General features: G+C 66.4%; 13 protein-coding genes. 6 read left to right on the top strand and 7 right to left on the bottom strand.

What is annotated here, in order from left to right:
• Positions 1–503 precede the first annotated feature (503 nt).
• On the bottom strand, positions 504–1,895 hold the full coding sequence (gene proS, locus B5V46_RS08820) for a proline--tRNA ligase (RefSeq protein WP_080616262.1): 1,392 nt from the start codon (positions 1,893–1,895) through the stop codon (positions 504–506).
• A gap of 130 nt (positions 1,896–2,025) precedes the next feature.
• Between proS and B5V46_RS08815 the strand changes: the two genes are divergently transcribed.
• From B5V46_RS08815 to B5V46_RS08800, 4 genes are read left to right on the top strand one after another with little or no spacing between them, the layout of a single operon-like run.
• Positions 2,026–3,156 (top strand): AI-2E family transporter, encoded by a 1,131-nt coding sequence (locus B5V46_RS08815; RefSeq protein ID WP_080616261.1) that lies wholly within the window; start codon positions 2,026–2,028, stop codon positions 3,154–3,156.
• A gap of 1 nt (position 3,157) precedes the next feature.
• The gene (locus B5V46_RS08810) at positions 3,158–3,844 is read left to right on the top strand and encodes a DnaA ATPase domain-containing protein (protein WP_080616260.1); all 687 of its coding nucleotides are present in this window, start codon (positions 3,158–3,160) and stop codon (positions 3,842–3,844) included.
• 41 nt (positions 3,845–3,885) lie between these two features.
• Positions 3,886–6,054: an RNA degradosome polyphosphate kinase gene (locus B5V46_RS08805; RefSeq protein ID WP_080616259.1), complete on the top strand. Its 2,169-nt coding sequence runs from the start codon at positions 3,886–3,888 to the stop codon at positions 6,052–6,054.
• A 55-nt stretch (positions 6,055–6,109) separates the two neighbouring features.
• Positions 6,110–7,657: a Ppx/GppA family phosphatase gene (locus B5V46_RS08800; protein ID WP_080616258.1), complete on the top strand. Its 1,548-nt coding sequence runs from the start codon at positions 6,110–6,112 to the stop codon at positions 7,655–7,657.
• Between the two features lie 113 nt (positions 7,658–7,770).
• Here B5V46_RS08800 and B5V46_RS08795 read toward each other — a convergent pair whose 3' ends face one another.
• The 3 genes from B5V46_RS08795 to B5V46_RS08785 are packed head-to-tail and all read right to left on the bottom strand — an operon-like array spanning position 7,771 to position 9,886.
• Positions 7,771–8,130, bottom strand: coding sequence for a hypothetical protein (locus B5V46_RS08795; RefSeq protein WP_080616257.1), 360 nt, complete (start codon positions 8,128–8,130; stop codon positions 7,771–7,773).
• Positions 8,131–8,174: 44 nt separating this feature from the next.
• A complete protein-coding gene (locus B5V46_RS08790) occupies positions 8,175–9,206 on the bottom strand; it encodes an endonuclease/exonuclease/phosphatase family protein (RefSeq protein ID WP_080616256.1) in 1,032 nt (343 codons plus the stop codon).
• Complete coding sequence (locus tag B5V46_RS08785) at positions 9,203–9,886, bottom strand: molecular chaperone DjiA (protein ID WP_080616255.1); 684 nt, start codon at positions 9,884–9,886, stop codon at positions 9,203–9,205. Before B5V46_RS08785 ends, B5V46_RS08790 begins: the two co-directional genes overlap by 4 nt.
• Positions 9,887–10,513: 627 nt before the next feature.
• Here B5V46_RS08785 and nhaA point away from each other — a divergent pair.
• Complete coding sequence (nhaA, locus tag B5V46_RS08780) at positions 10,514–11,701, top strand: Na+/H+ antiporter NhaA (RefSeq protein WP_080616254.1); 1,188 nt, start codon at positions 10,514–10,516, stop codon at positions 11,699–11,701.
• 96 nt (positions 11,702–11,797) lie between these two features.
• On the opposite strand, the gene scpA is transcribed toward nhaA, so the two are convergent.
• Positions 11,798–13,930, bottom strand: a complete 2,133-nt coding sequence (gene scpA, locus B5V46_RS08775) for a methylmalonyl-CoA mutase (RefSeq protein ID WP_080616253.1) — start codon at positions 13,928–13,930, stop codon at positions 11,798–11,800.
• Positions 13,931–14,026: 96 nt separating this feature from the next.
• Here scpA and B5V46_RS08770 point away from each other — a divergent pair, with 96 nt between their 5' ends.
• Positions 14,027–14,488 carry a DUF4174 domain-containing protein gene (locus B5V46_RS08770; protein WP_080616252.1) on the top strand — a complete coding sequence of 154 codons (462 nt, stop codon included), beginning with the start codon at positions 14,027–14,029 and terminating at the stop codon, positions 14,486–14,488.
• Between the two features lie 30 nt (positions 14,489–14,518).
• On the opposite strand, the gene B5V46_RS08765 is transcribed toward B5V46_RS08770, so the two are convergent.
• Together B5V46_RS08765 and B5V46_RS08760 are read right to left on the bottom strand one after the other, a co-directional pair.
• Entirely contained in the window at positions 14,519–15,523 is a 1,005-nt protein-coding gene (locus B5V46_RS08765; protein ID WP_080616251.1) for a DUF6492 family protein, read from the bottom strand.
• Positions 15,524–15,527: 4 nt separating this feature from the next.
• Complete coding sequence (locus tag B5V46_RS08760; RefSeq protein ID WP_080616250.1) at positions 15,528–17,528, bottom strand: acetyl/propionyl/methylcrotonyl-CoA carboxylase subunit alpha; 2,001 nt, start codon at positions 17,526–17,528, stop codon at positions 15,528–15,530.
• Between the last annotated feature and the right edge of the window lie 50 nt (positions 17,529–17,578).

Below are 17,578 nucleotides of genomic sequence, written 5' to 3'. Positions count from 1 at the left end.
CTGTCCATAACCGAAGCCTCGTGATGGACGCGAGCGAGACTCTGGGCCTGCGTCTCGGGCGACAGGTCCCGGCAAAGCGCGCGGTATCTGGACCTGCCGGACCGCGTCGAGATCCGGAAACTGCCTCATCCGGGGCGTGTCCGAGGCACAAAAACGGCTGATCGCAGGCGTCGCGCTGCGCTGATAGGGCCCGTGCGGCCACCACACCGAACCAAAGACAGGAAATTGTATTTATTTTACAATCATTGATTTTGCCCGAACAGGCTTCGCCGCTGACAAGACTGTCGGGTTGCGCCGTCGGCGCAGGGGTGCAGCGGTGGGTCGAGACCGATATCAGCTTCGATCCCGCAAACCATCGCCCGCCTCGCGAAGCGAACAGACCACCAGCGCACCAATCCGCGCGTCCGGGCCCCGGGGGCACATATGAAGGCCGGCGCGCACGGTATCCGCGCCGGCTTTCATCTCGACAATCCGGGCGCTACCCCAGACCCCTGGCCTGCCGTTCAGAGCCAGGTATGGAAGCTCGATTTTGCCATCGGCTCCCAATGCGAGCCGGTGCGGTGGGGCGCGTAGATCTCGGCGACCCGGGCGATGGCTGCCTCGGGGCTCATCTCCTCGCTTTCGCCGGTCCGGCGCGAGGTCAGTTCGACCACGCCGGTCTTCAGCCCGCGCGGGCCGACGGTGATCCGCCAGGGCAGGCCGATCAGATCCATGGTGGCGAATTTGGCGCCGGCGCGTTCCTCGCGGTCATCGTAAAGCGGCTCGAGCCCCTTCTCGGTCAGCGCCTGGTAGAGCCCCTTGCAGGCGGCGTCGGCCTCGGCATCGCCCTGCTTGAGATTGACGATGCCGCAATGGAAGGGCGTCACGCCTTCGGGCCAGATGATGCCCCTGTCATCATGATTGGCCTCGATCAGCGCGCCGACCAGACGCGACACGCCGATGCCGTGGCTGCCCATATGGACCGGCACCCGCTCGCCCTTGTCATTGACGACGGTGGCGCCCATCGGCTCGGAATACTTGGTGCCGAAATAGAAGATCTGGCCGACCTCGATCCCGCGCGAGGTCTTGCGGCGGTCCTCGGGGATGGCGGCGTAAAGCGCCTCGTCATGGGTCTCGTCGGTGCGGGCATAGGGCGCGGTCCATTCCTTCACGATCTGCGCGCATTCGGCGCGGTCGTCGTAATTCACCTGCCGCGCGCCCAGGGTCAGATCGAGAATGGCACTGTCATAGAACACCTCGGATTCGCCGGTATCGGCCAGCACCAGGAATTCATGGGTGTCGTCGCCACCGATCGGCCCGCTATCGGCGCGCATCGGGATCGCCTTCAGCCCCATCCGTTCATAGCTGCGCAGATAGCTGACCATATGCCGGTTATAGGCATGGATCGCGCTGTCGTAGTCGATGTCGAAATTATAGCCGTCCTTCATGTAGAATTCGCGGCCCCGCATCACCCCGAAACGCGGACGGACCTCGTCGCGGAACTTCCACTGGATGTGATAAAGCGTCAGCGGCAGATCCTTGTAGCTGGCCACATGCGCGCGGAAGATGTCGGTGATCATCTCCTCGTTGGTGGGCCCGTACAGCATGTCGCGGCCATGGCGGTCGGTGATCCGCAGCATCTCGGGACCATAGGCGTCGTAGCGCCCGCTCTCGCGCCACAGATCGGCCGATTGCAGGGTCGGCATCAGCATCGGGATATGGCCCGCGCGGATCTGTTCCTCGTGGACGATGGCCTCGATCCTCTTGAGCACCTTGAAGCCCAGCGGCAGCCAGGAATAGATCCCCGCCGCCTGCTGGCGGATCATGCCCGCGCGCAGCATGAAGCGGTGGCTGGCGATCTGGGCTTCGGAAGGGGTCTCCTTCAGGACGGGCAGGAAATAGCGGGACAGGCGCATTTTCGGATCGGGCCTCGTGAATTGACGTCCCTGCCCTCCTATGTCATCGCGAACGACCAGACAAGCGCCGCCCTTGCGCGGAGCCCCGGTCTGGGCCAATACGGAATGCAACCGATACGGGAGAGAACGCATGGGCTTGCCGGTCCGGGCGCAGGCAAAATACTGGGGTATCGCGGCAGCGGTGATCATTCTGATCCTGATGCTGCTGGGCGATGTGATGATGCCCTTCCTGGTGGGGATGGCGGTGGCCTATTTCCTAGATCCGGTCGCCGACCGGCTGGAGCGGGCAGGCCTGTCGCGGGTGGGCGCGACGGTGACGATCACGCTTTGCGCACTGGTGATCTTCGTGCTGGGCGCGCTCCTGGTGCTGCCGACGCTGATCGAGCAGGCGGTGGCGCTGGCCAATACCGCACCCGATATCGCGGGCCATCTCCATGCCTTCCTGACCGAACGCTTCCCGTCCCTGGCCGATAACGGCTCGACCATCCGCAAGACCCTGACCGGCATCGGCGAGGCGATACAGGCCAAGGGCGGCGAGCTTCTGAACGGGGTGTTGACCTCGGTCGTGGGCATCGTCGATCTGGTCGTGCTGATCGTGCTGGTGCCGGTCATCACCTTCTATCTGCTGATGGACTGGGACCGGATGGTGGCCGAGGTCGACAAGCTGTTGCCGCGCGACCATGCGCCGGTGATCCGTCGCCTGGCGGGCGAGGTCGACCGGACGCTGGCGGGCTTCATCCGCGGCCAGGGCACGGTCTGCCTGATCCTGGGCGTGTTCTATGCGGTGGCGCTGGGCCTTCTGGGGCTGAATTACGGGCTGATCGTGGGCTTCGTCGCCGGGATGATCTCGTTCATTCCCTATGTCGGCGCGGTGGTGGGCGGCACGCTGGCGCTGGGGCTGGCGCTGTTCCAGTTCTGGGGCGAGTGGTGGATGATCGCGATTGCGGGCGGCATCTTCCTTGCCGGCCAGCAGATCGAGGGCCATGTGCTGACGCCGAAACTGGTCGGCGGCTCGGTCGGGCTGCATCCGGTCTGGCTGATCTTCGCGCTGTCGGCCTTCGGATCGCTGTTCGGCTTCGTCGGCCTGCTGGCGGCGGTCCCGGTGGCGGCCTCTCTGGGGGTGCTCACCCGCTTCTTCATCGCGCAATACAAGGACAGCCGGCTTTATCGCGGCACCTCGGGCCAGACCGGACCGGAGGCGCCCCCCGCCTTCGAAAGTGACGCCTGCGAAGGTCTCGCCTCCGACGAGGATAGTGCCTGAGATGGCCCGGCAACTCGCATTCGACCTTCCCGTGCGGCCCGCCCGCGGCCGGGCCGCCTTTTTCGTCGCCCCCGCCAATGCGCTTGCGGTGCAGCAGATCGAGGCCTGGCAGGACTGGCCCGCGCGCAAGCTTGTGCTGATCGGTTCCGAGGGCTCGGGCAAGACCCATCTCGTGCATGTCTGGGCCGATCTCGCCGCGGCCGAGGTGATCCATGCCCGCGACCTGCCCCAGGCCGAGCTGCCGGCGCTGGCCGCCCATGGCGCGATCGCCGTCGAGGATGCCGACCGGATCGCGGGCCGGATGCCGGCCGAGGATGCCTTGTTCCATCTGCACAACCTGCTGGCCGCCGAGGGCGGGACGCTGCTGATGACCGCCCGCCGCGCGCCGCTCGAATGGGGGCTGCACCTGCCCGATCTCGCAAGCCGGGTGCAGGCCGCCGCAACCGCCCATCTCACGCCGCCCGACGACGCGCTGCTGGCCGCGGTGCTGGTCAAGCTGTTCTCGGACCGCCAGATCGCCGTCGGCCCCGAACTCATCGACTATCTCGTCGGGCGCATGGAACGCTCTTTCGCCGCAGCGGCCGAAACCGTGGCCGCGATCGACCGCGAGGCCCTGGCCAGCGGCCGCAAGCCCGGTCTTCGCCTCGCCCGCGAAGTGCTGGACAATGGCTCGGGGCCGCGCGATTAGATGTCATCCTTCCTTCACAGTGATCGCCCATAAGCGCCGCCATGACCCAAGCCGATTTCCTGGTTGCCCCGTTTCCGGATGCCGTCGAGATCCCCGAACCCCAACGGCTCGGCCCGAAGCGGTTCCATAATCGCGAGCTGTCCTGGCTCGGCTTCAACTGGCGCGTCCTCGAAGAGGCGTCCAATCCGCGGGTGCCGCTGCTCGAGCGGGTGCGCTTCCTGTCGATCTCGGCGACCAATCTCGATGAATTCTACACCGTGCGGGTGGCCGGTCTGCGCGAGCTGGCCAGGAAGGGCAGCATCGTGCCGGCTGCCGACGGGCTGACACCGGCCGAGCAACTGGTGCTGATCGACCGCGACGCCCGCAAGCTTTTGCAATCGCAACAGACCGCCTGGAACAGGCTCCGGCGCGAGATGGAGGATGCGGGCATCCACATCCTCACCCGCGCGCGGCTGACCGCGGCCGACCGCGCCCATCTCGAGGAATACTTCCTGCAGAAGGTGTTTCCGGTGCTCTCGCCGCTGGCGATCGACCCGGCCCACCCCTTCCCCTTCATTCCTAATACCGGCTTCTGCCTGGCGCTGCAGCTTGAACGCGAGCGGGACGGCCACCCGCTGCAGGCGCTGCTGCCGATCCCGCATCAGATCCAGCGATTCGTGCGGCTGCCGGCCGAGGACGGGCAACAGCGCTTCCTGCCGATGGAAGAGCTGCTGCTGGTGCATCTGGGCTCGCTCTTCCCGGGCTATCGCGAGGTCGGAAGCTGCACCTTCCGGGTGCTGCGCGACAGCGATCTCGAGGTCGAGGACGAGGCCGAGGACCTGGTGCGCGAATTCGAGGTCGCGCTCAAACGCCGCCGCCGCGGCGAGGTGGTGCGCATGAAGCTGTCGGCGGGCGCGCCCGAACGGCTGCGCTCGGTCATCATCCGCGAGCTGCACATCACCGAGGAAGAGGTGATCGAGGTGCGCGGCATCATCGGCGTGGCCGATCTGAAGGAACTGGTGATCGACGAGCGCCCCGACCTCTTGTGGCCGCCCTTCACACCGCGTGTGCCCGAACGCGTCCAGGACCATGACGGCGACATGTTCGCCGCGATCCGGCAGAAGGACATGCTGCTGCATCACCCCTACGAGACCTTCGACATGGTGGTGCGCTTCCTGCAGCAGGCGGCGCGCGACCCGGATGTGGTGGCGATCAAGCAGACGCTCTACCGGACCTCGAAGAATTCGCCCATCGTCGAGGCGCTGTGCGAGGCGGCCGAGGACGGCAAGTCGGTCACCGCGCTGGTCGAGCTGAAGGCCCGCTTCGACGAGGCCGCGAACATCCGCCAGTCGCGCCGGCTGGAGCGCTCGGGCGCGCATGTGATCTACGGCTTCATCAACTACAAGACCCATGCCAAGATCAGCACCGTGGTACGGCGCGAGGGCGATCAGCTGGTGACCTATACCCATTACGGCACCGGCAACTACCACCCGATCACCGCCCGGATCTATACCGACCTGTCGCTGTTCACCTGCGATCCGGCGCTGGGACGCGACGCGACCAAGGTCTTCAACTATGTCGGCGGCTATGCCGAGCCTGCGCATCTGGAGAACCTGTCGATCTCGCCGCTGTCGCTGAAATCGACGCTGATGCAGCGGATCGCCGAAGAGACCGAGCATGCCCGCAACGGCCGGCCCGCCCATATCTGGGCCAAGATGAATTCGCTGATCGAATCCGACGTGATCGACGCGCTTTACGCGGCCTCGAATGCGGGCGTGAAGATCGAGCTGGTGGTGCGCGGCATCTGCGGCATCCGGCCCGGCATCAAGGGCCTGTCCGAGAACATCCGGGTCAAGTCGATCATCGGCCGCTTTCTCGAGCATTCGCGCATCGTCTGCTTCGGCAACGGCTATGGCCTGCCCTCGCCCGATGCCCGCGTCTACATCTCGTCGGCAGACTGGATGGGCCGCAACCTCAACCGCAGGGTCGAGACACTGGTCGAATGCACGAACCCCACGGTGAAGGCGCAGATCACCGACCAGATCATGACCGCCAATCTCGCCGACGAGGCGCAAAGCTGGGTGATGCAGCCCAATGGCAGCTTCCTGCGCGCCGAGGCCGGACCGAACGCCTTCAACTGCCACCGTTTCTTCATGGAGAACGCGTCGCTTTCGGGCCGGGGCTCGGCCGGGGCCGGCGATGTGCGGCAGCTTGCGAAGGTCAAGGATTGACCGCGACTTCGGAAGTTTGGCATTGTCCCCGCGCACGCCGCAGGAAAGGCTCTTCATGGACGGACAGGCCGAGGATCGCCCCAATGCATGGGATCCTTTCGGGCGACCTCTGTTCGGCGGACCGGAAGCGCGCGCGCTTTCGCGCGTCGGCGTGGTCGATATCGGATCGAACTCTGTCAGGATGGTGGTCTTCGACGGCGCGGCGCGCAGTCCGGCCTATTTCTTCAACGAAAAGGTCATGTGCGCGCTCGGCGCGGGCCTGAGCGAAACCAACCGCCTGTCGCCCGAGGGGCGTGTCCGGGCACTGGCCGCGCTGCGCCGCTTTGCCCTTCTGGCCGAGGCGATGGATGCCACCCCGCTCAGCGTGGTCGCCACCGCGGCGATGCGCGATGCCGAGGACGGGCCCGAATTCCGCGCCGAGATCGAGCGCGAGACCGGGCTGAGCCCGCTGGTGATCGACGGCACGGAAGAGGCACGCCTGTCGGCGCAGGGCGTGCTGCTGGGCTGGCCCGGGGCCGAAGGCATCGTCTGCGATATCGGCGGCTCTTCGATGGAGCTGGCCGAACTCAGGAGCGGCACGGTCGGCGCGCGCGGCACCGCGCCGCTGGGACCGCTCAAGCTGCGCGACCTCCCCGGCGACAGGAAGGATCTGGAGCGCTACATCGCCCGGGAAATCGAAGACCTCGCCGCCGCGATGCCGGTCGCGCCGCCCCGGCTCTATCTCGTCGGGGGCTCCTGGCGCGCCATCGCCCGGCTCGACATCGAGCGGCGCGGCTATCCGCTGACCGTGCTTCACGAATATCGCATGACCCAGGCCTCGCTGTCGGACACCATCGACTGGATCGCCGCCTCGGATCCGGACGCGCTGCGCCAGAGGACCGGGACCTCGGCCGACCGCATGGCGCTGGTGCCCTATGCCGGGCAGGTGCTCAGGAAGCTCGTCGCGCATCTGCGCCCCTGCGAGATCGCGGTCTCGAGCTATGGCATTCGCGAAGGGCTTCTTTACGAGCAGATGCCCGAGGATCTACGCGCCCGGGACCCGCTGATCGAGGCCTGCCGCTTCGCCGAGCAAAGCTCGGCCCGCCAGCCCGGTTTCGGCAGCCGGCTTTACAATTTCATCCTGCCGCTCTTCGGCGATGCCGCTCCCGACAAGCGGCGGCTGATCCGCGCGGCCTGCCTGCTGCATGACACCGCCTGGCGCGCGCATCCCGATTACCGCCACGAGATCTGTTTCGATATCGCCACACAGGCCAATCTGGGCGGGCTGGAACACTGGGAACGGGTGTTCCTCGGCGTCTCGCTGCTGCATCGCTACAAGAACAGCCGCGCGGGCAGCCGGTTCGAGCCGCTCTTCTCGCTGCTCGACGCCGCCCGGATGCGCCAGGCCGAAGTGCTGGGCAAGGCAATGCGCTTCGGCGCGATGTTCTCGCTGCATGCCCCTGACAGCCTGGCCGAGCTGCGCCACTACCCCCGGAAAAAGCAACTGGAACTGATCCTTGCCGAGCCGGCAGTGCCGCTGTTCGGCGAGGTCGCTCAGGCGCGCTTCGCCTCGCTTGCCAAGGCGCTCGGGGTCGAGACCAGCATGCGGGTCCGAGACGACTGAAGGGCGCGGGGCGCATCAGGGCCGCCGGATGGCGCAGCCGCCCGGTCCCAGGAAGACCGCCGGCAGGCCAGGGCCGGCCGCCGGATCAGGCCTGCTGCCCCCGGGACGGCCGCTCAGATCTCGATCTCGGCCCCGGGGCGTGCCTCGGGCTCGGACAGCGGCGGCGCATCGGGCTTGCGGCGGATGATGATGTCGCCATTGGGCAGGCGCTCGGGCAGCTCATAGGCATCGAGATCGTCGATCAGTTCCATCAGCCGGGTCAGCGCGGGCTTTGCCGTCTCGGCGAAGTCGCGCAGCCGCGGCTCGAGCTCGTCGCCGAGCCCCTTGAGAAACATCTGCATCCCCTCGCCGAGCAGGCCTAGCCCCTCGCTCATGCCACTCTCGCCGTCGGCCCCTCCCCTGTCCTGGGCAAGGACCGGCGAGGCGCTCAGCAGAAGCGCCAGAAGCGGAACCAAGGCAAGCCTGTGTCTCATGCGCTCAATATAGGCCCGCGATGCGGAAAAATGAAGCGCACGGTTCAGATCGCGATATCGAGGCTGACCGGAAAATGGTCGGAAGCCGTCAGCAGCGCCTCGCGCAGCTCGGGGATGCGGTAGAGATCCGGATCGTCGAAGGGATGCCAGATCCGCCAGCGCGGTCCGTGCGCACGAAGATCCTCCGATATCATGACATAGTCGAGCAGCGCCGACAGGTACCGCCCGGTTGTCGGCACGAAGAACCGCGCCGAGGCGGGCTGTGCCGCCAGAAGCCCCTGCAGCGCCTCGCGCGCATGCGGATCGAACAGCCGCCGCTCGGGCGCCTCGCCCTGCCCCAGAACGATCTCGACGCCCGAACGACCGAAGAGCTTCTCGTATTCGTCGAGCCCCGGACCGTCGTTGAAATCGCCCAGCACGATCAGGGGCACGCTCGCGTCGAGATGGGTCTCGATCCGCTGCCGAAGCCAGATGCATTGCGCCAGCTGCTTGCGCCGGTTCTGGATCGAGATCCGGATCGCCTCATCGGGACTGCGCGCGCCATGCGGTGCCTTCGACTTGGCATGGACCCCGATCATCCGGAACCGGACCCCGGCCGCCGTCTCGACCGCCAGTTCGAGCGGCGGTTTGGAGAAGCGGATCAGATCGGGCGCCGCATCGACATCGACATCCCAGCGAAAGACGCCGTCGAAGCGCGGCGCATCCGCTGCCCCCTTGCGGCCGGTCGGCGCGCCCTGCGGGTCGTGGCGGGCCTTCAGCCGGTCGGGGTCGTAGAGCAGCGCGATTTCCTGCTGGGTGTCGTTGCCGAAGCCGATCAGCGCCCGCCGCGCCCGGAGCCCGAAGACCCGGGCGAAGTTCTCGAGCGCCCGGACGGTGCTGCGCCGCCCGTTCTCGGCGGGCGCCTCGACCACCAGCACCGCATCGGCATCGAGCGCGGAAAAGACGATCCCCAGCGCCGCGATGCGATCCTGCCGCGCGAGACCATGGCGTCCCGACGGGCCCTCGCCCCCGAGAAGCTGGCCCTCGTCGTCGAAGAGCGCATTGAACCATTCGACATTATAGGTGGCGATCCTCACGCCGCGTGGTCCGCGACGATGGTCTCCCAGGCCTGGTTGATCGCGACCAGCCGGCGCTCGGCCAGCTTGATCGCCTCTTCGGGCACGCCCCGCGCCTGCATCCGGTCGGGATGGGTCTCGCGCACCTCGGCCCGCCAGACCTTGCGGATGGTGTCCAGATCATCGGTCGGATCGACGCCGAGAACGGTATAGGGATCGGGCACGGCCTCGGGCACGAAACGGGCGCGGAGCGTGCGGAACTGACGCTCGCTCAGCCCGAAGATCTCGGCCACCCGGGCCAGGAAGGCGTCCTCGCCGGGATGATAGTCGCCATCGGCCAGGGCGATGAAGAACAGCCCCTCCATCAGGTCGCTGAGCGGCCCCCGGGTCTCGCGGAACATGCGGCGGATGCGGCGGGCATAATCCTCGAAGCCGGCCACGTCCTGCCGGGCCAGATCGAAGACCCGGGCCGCGTTGGCCTCTTCGCCCGGCGGGATGGAAAACACCTCGCGGAAGGCCGCGACCTCGTCGCGGGTAACCCGGCCATCGGCCTTGGCCATCTTCGCCCCGAGCGCGATCACCGCGATGGTGAAGGCGACGCTGCGTTCGGGCGGCGTGCGCAGCCGGTCGAAGACGGCCGCAAGACTCTCGCCCTTGGCCAGGGCGGAAACGGCGTCGGCGATGCGGGACCAGAGCGACATGGAACGAGATTAGCCCGCCATCGCGGCAGAGTCAGGTCGGTCATTCGGCCGCCCTGCACGTCCCCCGGCGCCCTTGCGGCAAATATCCGCCGTCATTCGAGAATCCCGGCATGGATGCGGGGCGCGGCCCGTCGCCGGGCTGCCAGAGCGACACCGGAGGCCGCGCCTCCGGCAAGGCATCCGCGAGCCCGGCGAAAGCACAGCGGGCCGCCCTGCGAAGAACGCCCGGGTCCGGGCGATCGGTCGACAGGGCAAGAAAGGGCTCCGGAGGCGACCGCCCGTCCCTGTGCCTGCCCCTGTGCCCGCCCCTGCGCCGTGGCTTTCGTAAGGGCCTTGATACCGGCCGTCGTACGGGCCGTCACGCATGCCTCGACAGCCCCCGGCAAGGCGCCGTTCAGGCCCGGGCCGGCCGCTTCTCGGGCCGGGCCTTTCGATGCAAAGCCCGCTGCGAAACGATCTCCGCGCGAGCGATCCCCAAGATCTGCGCATAGTGCCCCATTCCTGCCGCAGGCTCACACCCGGCGGTCGCATGTTCAGAGTTTCACGGCAGGATCGCCGGGCGCAATTGACATCCACAGGCCAGACCCCATTTCGCAAACGTAGAATCAAATAAAATCGGGAGATTCAATGCTGCTCCGCGCGCTCGACAAGTTTTTCGGCCACGAAGCCTCAGGCGGTATCCTGCTGATGCTTGCGGCCCTCGCCGCCCTGATCGTCGCAAATTCGCCCCTGCAACCCTTTTACGACGACACCCTCGGAGCGACCTTCTCGGTCCTGCTCAATGGCGGGGGGCTGGAGAAACCGCTGATCCTGTGGATCAATGACGGCCTGATGGCCGTTTTCTTCTTCCTCATCGGGCTGGAACTTAAGCGCGAGATGATGGAAGGCAAGCTCAAGAAACCGGCCGATGTGGTCTTGCCGGGCATGGCGGCAGTGGGCGGCATGGCGGTGCCCGCGCTGATCTTCGCGGCCTTCAACTGGGGCAGCCCCGAGACGCTGTCGGGATGGGCCATCCCGGCCGCGACCGACATCGCCTTCGCGCTCGGGGTGCTGGCGCTTCTGGGCGACCGCGTGCCGGCGGCGCTGAAGGTGTTTCTTCTGACCCTGGCGATCCTCGACGATCTCGGGGCCATCGTCATCATCGCGCTGTTCTATACCGCAGATCTGAAGGTCGACTATCTGCTGATGGCGCTGCTGCCGCTGGCCGGGCTGATCTGGCTGAACCTCAAGGGCGCGCACCGGGTGGCGCCGATGGTGCTGCTGGGGACCATCATGTGGTTCTTCGTGCTGAAATCGGGCGTGCATGCGACCATCGCGGGCGTGGCCACCGCCTTCTGCATTCCGCTGCGCGACAAATGGGGAAAATCGCCGCTGCACGCGCTCGAGCACGCGCTCTCGCCCTATGTGCTCTATCTGATCCTGCCGATCTTCGCCTTCGGCAATGCAGGCGTGGTGCTGACCGGCATTTCCTTCTCGGACCTGCTGCAACCACTGCCGATGGGGGTGGCGCTGGGTCTTGTGCTCGGCAAGCAGGTCGGGGTCTTCGCGATCACCTTCGCGATGGTCAAATCCGGCCTCGCGCGGCTGCCTGACGGGGTCGGATGGATCCATATCTACGGCTTGTCCTGCCTTGCCGGGATCGGCTTCACAATGTCGCTCTTCATCGGCTCGCTGAGCTATGCCGATCCGGTCCTGATGAACGACGTCCGCCTCGGCGTGCTGAGCGGCTCTGCGATCTCGGCGGTTCTGGGCTATGCCGCGCTCAGGTTGCTCGCAGCACCGACAGGCAGAAAGGGCGCGGCCCCTGCGCAATAGGCCCACAGGACTTTTCGACGAAAAGTCCTGCAAAAGTTTTCGCCGAAAACTTTTGGCCCGGGCCGCCCGAAAGGGCGGCCCGGGCCTTGCTCCCGATCAGCCGCGGGCTTCGCGGATCAGGCGCAGGATATCATTGGCCGCCGCGGGAATGTTCGTTCCGGGCCCGAAGATCGCCTTGACGCCCGCCTGCCGCAGGAAATCGTAATCCTGATGCGGGATCACCCCCCCGCAGATCACGATGATATCCTCGGCCCCCTGCGCCTTCAGCGCCTCGATCAGCTTGGGCGCCAGGGTCTTGTGACCCGCCGCCAGGGACGAGATCCCGACCACGTGCACGTCATTGTCGACCGCGTCCTGCGCCGCTTCCTCGGGGGTCTGGAACAGCGTGCCCACATCGACGTCGAAGCCGATATCGGCAAAGGCCGTCGCGATCACCTTGGCGCCGCGGTCATGCCCGTCCTGCCCCATCTTCACGACCAGCATCCGCGGCCGCCGTCCTTCTTCCTCGGCGAAATCCTCCACCGATTTCTGGATCGCGGCGAATCCCTCATCGCCCTCATAGGCCGCGCCATAGACGCCCGAGAGCGTCCTGACCTCGGCGCGGTGTCTCCCGAACACCTTTTCCATCGCCATGCTGATTTCTCCCACCGTGGCGCGCGTGCGGGCGGCCTCGACCGCCAGCCGCAAGAGGTTCCCTTCGCCGCTTCGCGCGGCCTCTTCCAGAGCCGCCAGCGCGTGATCGCAGGCGGCCTGATCGCGGGTGGCCCGGATCTTCTCGATGCGGGCCACCTGGCTCTGGCGGACTCTGACATTGTCGACATCCAGGATGTCGATCTCGTCTTCCTTCTCGAGCCGGAACTTGTTGACGCCGACGATCACCTCTTCGCCGCGGTCGACCCGGGCCTGCCAGCGGGCGGCGGCCTCCTCGATCCGGAGCTTGGGCATGCCAGAGGCCACCGCCTTGGTCATGCCGCCCATCTCGTCGATCTCGCAGATGATCGCCCAGGCCGCATCGGCCAGGTCCGCGGTCAGCTTCTCGACATAGTAGGACCCCGCCAGCGGATCGACGACCTTCGTGACCTTGGTCTCGTTCTGCAGGATCAGCTGGGTGTTCCGCGCGATCCGGGCCGAGAATTCGGTCGGCAGCGCGATCGCCTCGTCGAAGGCGTTGGTATGGAGCGACTGGGTGCCGCCCAGAACCGCGCTCATCGCCTCATAGGCGGTGCGGACGACGTTGTTATAGGGGTCCTGCTCGGCCAGGCTGACGCCCGAGGTCTGGCAATGGGTGCGCAGCATCAGCGATTTCGGGTTCTTGGGCCCGAACTCGGACATGATCCGGTGCCACAGGAACCGCGCGGCACGGAGCTTCGCGATCTCCATGAAGAAGTTCGTTCCGATGGCGAAGAAGAAGCTGAGCCTGCCGGCGAAGGCATCGACATCGAGCCCGCGCGCAAGCGCCGTCTTCACGTATTCCTTGCCGTCCGCGAGCGTGAAGGCAAGCTCCTGCACCAGGTTCGCGCCCGCCTCCTGCATGTGATAGCCCGAGATCGAGATCGAGTTGAAGCGCGGCATGTCGGTCGAGGTGTACTCGATGATGTCGGCTATGATCCGCATCGAGGGTTCGGGCGGATAGATATAGGTGTTCCGGACCATGAACTCCTTCAGGATGTCGTTCTGGATTGTGCCGGAAAGCTGCCTGCGGTCGACGCCCTGCTCTTCGCCCGCGACGATGAAGCTCGCGAGGATCGGGATCACCGCGCCGTTCATGGTCATCGAGACGGAAATGTCGCCCAGCGGGATGCCGTCGAAGAGGATCTTCATGTCCTCGACGCTGTCGATGGCCACGCCCGCCTTGCCGACATCGCCGACGACGCGCGGATGGTCGCTGTCATAGCCCCGGTGGGTCGCGAGGTCGAAGGCCACCGACACGCCCTGCTGCCCGGCAGCCAGCGCCTTGCGGTAGAAGGCGTTCGATTCCTCGGCCGTCGAGAAGCCCGCATATTGCCGGATCGTCCAGGGCCGGCCGGCATACATCGTGGCCTTGGGTCCGCGCGTGAAGGGCGCCTCGCCGGGGATCGAGCCCATATGGGCCAGCCCTTCGGTATCGGCCTCGGTGTAAAGCGGCTTGACCGGAATGCCCTCGGGCGTCTCCCAGGTCAGGGCGTCGAGCGGCTTGCCGCGCAATTCCTTCTCGGCCAGCGCGGCCCAGCGTGTGGTCTTGTCCGTCATCGGATCCGTCCTTCTTCTGCATGAACCGCGCCGGGCGCGGGTTCAGACTTCGCTTTCCGCCCGCCTGCGCCTATATCTTGGCCGACAGGAGGGCTCATGAAAAAACACCTGACGATCATGGCATGGGTCGCGCTCGTGCCGCTGGCCGGAACCGCCGACGCGGTCAGCGAACCCGACCCGCTGGCGCGCTGGGAAGCCGACCGCAACGAGGTGCTCGCGGCCGAAGGTGTCCGGCTGTCCGACTTCCACTGGATGGCGCGGCCGGTGGTGGTCTTTGCCGACAGCCCGGCCGACCCGCAATACCGGACCCAGATGCAGCTTCTGACCGAGCGCATCGACGAGCTTGCCGAACGTGACGTGGTTGTGATCGTCGATACCGACCCCGACGCCCGCTCCGAGTTGCGCATGAAACTGCGCCCGCGCGGCTTCATGCTGGTGCTGATCGGCAAGGATGGCGAGGTCAAGTTCCGCAAGCCGATGCCCTGGAACGTCCGCGAGATCTCGCGCTCGATCGACAAGATCCCGCTGCGCCAGCAGGAAGTCCGCGACCGGCGCTGAACGAAACCGCCCCCGCTTTGCCCCGACGCCCTAGGCATGAAACACTGCCTCGATCTCGCTGTCGGAGCGTATGAGGTCGCGCTCGCGCCAGAAGGCGACAAGCTCCTTGCGGGCGGTATCGTTGGTGGCCTCGTTGAGGGCGGACAGGAGGCGGCGATGGATGCCGATCAGCTTGCAATCGCCGCGCCGCGCATCGGCGATCAGAGCCTCGATCTGGCCTATTCCGGAAACGGAGAACAGCGAGAAGGAGGCGGGCAGCCCCTCGGCGTGAAGCTCCCACCACCTTCCCCTGCCCTGATCGAGAGCGGCATAGACAAGCATGAACTCGGTCGCCTTCCCCCGGCGCCGGGCAAAGAACAGCTCGATCGGCCCCAGCTTTTCCTCGATCAGGGCCAGGGCGGATCTCAGATGCTCGCGGGCGAAGACCACCGGCGTGATCGTCGGCGGGGCCGTGGCCAGGGAGGCTGGTTCCGGCAAAGCAAGCTTGGCAAAAGACGCCCTGATCCAGCCTTGCTGCTTTTCTGCCGTCTCGACCGCGCGGCTTCGCGGCCGCCCGTCATCGGCCACGAAATCCGAGCCGGTGACGGGCGCGACGAACTGGTTCTTCGCGTCGAGAACAAGAAGATAGGGGGACGACCCCAGCCTTGCAGCCAGCAGCTTGAAGACCTGCTGCATCCCCCAGCCGCCATTTCTGCGCCAGCCTCCGCCCGCGCCGCGCAGTTTTCGTCCCACCCCCCGAAGATGGGTCAGGTAAAACCTCTCAAGCCGCGCCCCGAGGGTCGGGCAGACCGACAGCAACGTGTCGGGCCGGACGACCTTCAGCCTGTCGGCGAACGGGCCGTAATCGGCGCGCATTGCCTCGACCGCCGCCACGCAGGCCGCCTCCTCGTGATCGTTGATGATGACGAAGATCTCGCCCAGAGCGGCGGGGTCGAACTCGCGGGCAATCGAACGCGCCTGCAAGCGCAGCAGCGCAAGCTCACCCGAGAACACGACGGTCACGATGTCCAGCTTCTTCGACGGGGCCTGCGTCATCGGATCATTCGAACTCCATGATCACTTCGTCGACGGCCAGACTTTCGCCGGGGCCGGCATTGATCCTGGCGACGATGCCCTTCTTCTCGGCGCGCAGCGTGTTCTGCATCTTCATCGCCTCGACGACGCAGAGCGCCTGACCTTCCTGGACCTCCTGGCCCTCCTCGACATCGACGGTCACGATCAGGCCGGGCATCGGGCAGAGCAGGAGTTTCGAGGTGTCGGGCGGCAGCTTCTCGGGCATCAGCGCGGCAAGCTCGGCCTGACGCGGCGTGAAGACCTGCACCTTCAACTCGGCGCCGCGATGGCGGATCACGAAACCATGCGAGCTCTGCGCCACCTTGAGAACAAGCGGCTCGCCATCGATATGCAGGACCGCCAGCGGCTGGCCCGGGGTCCAGTCCGAGGTGATGCGGTGATGATCGCCGCCCTGGAACTGGATCGTGGCCCCCTCGCGGTCGGCGCTCACCTTCAGCGGGAAGCTCTCGCCCTGGGCCACCACGACCCAGTCGCCGCCGACGGTGCGTTCGTGATTGTCCATCCGCCCCGAGATGCGCGCGCGCCGGATCTCGACCACGCGGAACATCGCGGCGGCCGCCGCCGCCACCTTGCGCAATTCGGGCTCGGGCAGGCTGACGCCCGCGAAGCCGTCGGGATATTCCTCGGCGATGAAGGCGGTGCTGATCTCGCCCGAGCAGAACTTGGGATGGTCCATCACCGCAGAGAGGAACGGCAGGTTGTGCCCGATCCCCTCGACCTCGAAGGCGTCGAGCGCGGTCCGCATCTCGTCGATGGCCTGCGCCCGGGTCGGCGCCCAGGTGCAGAGCTTGGCGATCATCGGGTCGTAATACATCGAGATCTCGCCGCCCTCGTAGACGCCGGTATCGTTGCGGACGATGGCCGCGTCATGTGCCGATTCCGCTGGCGGGCGATAGCGGGTCAGCCGCCCGATCGAGGGCAGGAAGTTGCGGTAGGGATCCTCGGCATAAAGCCGGCTTTCCATGGCCCAGCCGTTGATCTTCAGATCCTTCTGCGCGAAGGGCAGCGTCTTGCCCGCGGCGATGTTGATCATCTGCTCCACGAGATCGATGCCGGTGATCAGCTCGGTCACCGGGTGTTCGACCTGCAGCCGGGTGTTCATCTCTAGGAAATAGAAATTCCTGTCGCCATCGACGATGAACTCGACCGTGCCCGCGCTGCAATAGCCGACGGCGCGCGCCAGCGCGACCGCCTGCTCGCCCATGGCGCGCCGCGTCGCCTCGTCGAGGAAGGGCGAGGGCGCCTCTTCGATCACCTTCTGGTTCCGGCGCTGGATCGAGCATTCGCGCTCATGCAGATAGACGCAGTTTCCATGGGTGTCGGCCAGCACCTGGATCTCGATATGGCGCGGCTGGGTTACGAATTTCTCGATGAAGATGCGGTCGTCGCCGAAGCTGTTGGCGGCCTCGTTCTTCGAGGCCTGGAAGCCCTCGCGCGCCTCCTGGTCGTTCCAGGCGATCCGCATGCCCTTGCCGCCGCCGCCCGCGGAGGCCTTGATCATCACCGGATAGCCGATCTCGCGGCTGATCTTCACCGCTTCGGCGGCATCCTCGATCAGGCCCATATAGCCCGGCACGGTCGAGACGCCTGCCTCGGCGGCGAGCTTCTTCGAGGTGATCTTGTCGCCCATCGCCTCGATGGCGCTGGCAGGCGGGCCGATGAAGGCGACCTCTGCCTTCTCCAGCGCCTCGGCGAAAAGCCTGTTCTCGGACAGGAACCCATAGCCCGGATGCACCGCCTGGGCGCCGCTTTCCCTGATCGCGTCCATGATCCTGTCGATCACGATATAGGACTGGTTCGCGGGCGGAGGACCGATATGGATCGCCTCGTCGGCCATCTGCACATGCAGCGCATGGCGGTCGGCGTCGGAATAGACGGCCACTGTCTTGATGCCCATCTTGCGGGCGGTCTTGATGACCCGGCAGGCGATCTCCCCCCGGTTCGCGATCAGGATCTTGTCGAACATCTCTGTCCCTTCTAGCGTTCCGCCCGGACGAGCCCGCCCCGGCGCTTACA

Source organism: Rhodovulum sp. MB263, from assembly GCF_002073975.1.
GTDB lineage: Bacteria > Pseudomonadota > Alphaproteobacteria > Rhodobacterales > Rhodobacteraceae > Rhodovulum.
The sequence above is the reverse complement of the archived record's forward strand: the minus strand, read 5'-3'. Positions and strand labels throughout refer to the sequence as shown.

Bases quoted from the DNA above. Each gene is read 5' to 3' on its own strand.
- B5V46_RS08810 (WP_080616260.1), top strand. From the start codon at position 3,158: ATGGCCCGGCAACTCGCATTCGACCTTCCCGTGCGGCCCGCCCGCGGC.
- B5V46_RS08805 (WP_080616259.1), top strand. From the start codon at position 3,886: ATGACCCAAGCCGATTTCCTGGTTGCCCCGTTTCCGGATGCCGTCGAG.
- nhaA (WP_080616254.1), top strand. From the start codon at position 10,514: ATGCTGCTCCGCGCGCTCGACAAGTTTTTCGGCCACGAAGCCTCAGGC.
- B5V46_RS08765 (WP_080616251.1), bottom strand. From the start codon at position 15,523: ATGACGCAGGCCCCGTCGAAGAAGCTGGACATCGTGACCGTCGTGTTC.
- scpA (WP_080616253.1), bottom strand. From the start codon at position 13,930: ATGACGGACAAGACCACACGCTGGGCCGCGCTGGCCGAGAAGGAATTG.
- B5V46_RS08770 (WP_080616252.1), top strand. From the start codon at position 14,027: ATGAAAAAACACCTGACGATCATGGCATGGGTCGCGCTCGTGCCGCTG.
- B5V46_RS08760 (WP_080616250.1), bottom strand. From the start codon at position 17,528: ATGTTCGACAAGATCCTGATCGCGAACCGGGGGGAGATCGCCTGCCGG.
- proS (WP_080616262.1), bottom strand. From the start codon at position 1,895: ATGCGCCTGTCCCGCTATTTCCTGCCCGTCCTGAAGGAGACCCCTTCC.
- B5V46_RS08785 (WP_080616255.1), bottom strand. From the start codon at position 9,886: ATGTCGCTCTGGTCCCGCATCGCCGACGCCGTTTCCGCCCTGGCCAAG.
- B5V46_RS08800 (WP_080616258.1), top strand. From the start codon at position 6,110: ATGGACGGACAGGCCGAGGATCGCCCCAATGCATGGGATCCTTTCGGG.
- B5V46_RS08815 (WP_080616261.1), top strand. From the start codon at position 2,026: ATGGGCTTGCCGGTCCGGGCGCAGGCAAAATACTGGGGTATCGCGGCA.
- B5V46_RS08795 (WP_080616257.1), bottom strand. From the start codon at position 8,130: ATGAGACACAGGCTTGCCTTGGTTCCGCTTCTGGCGCTTCTGCTGAGC.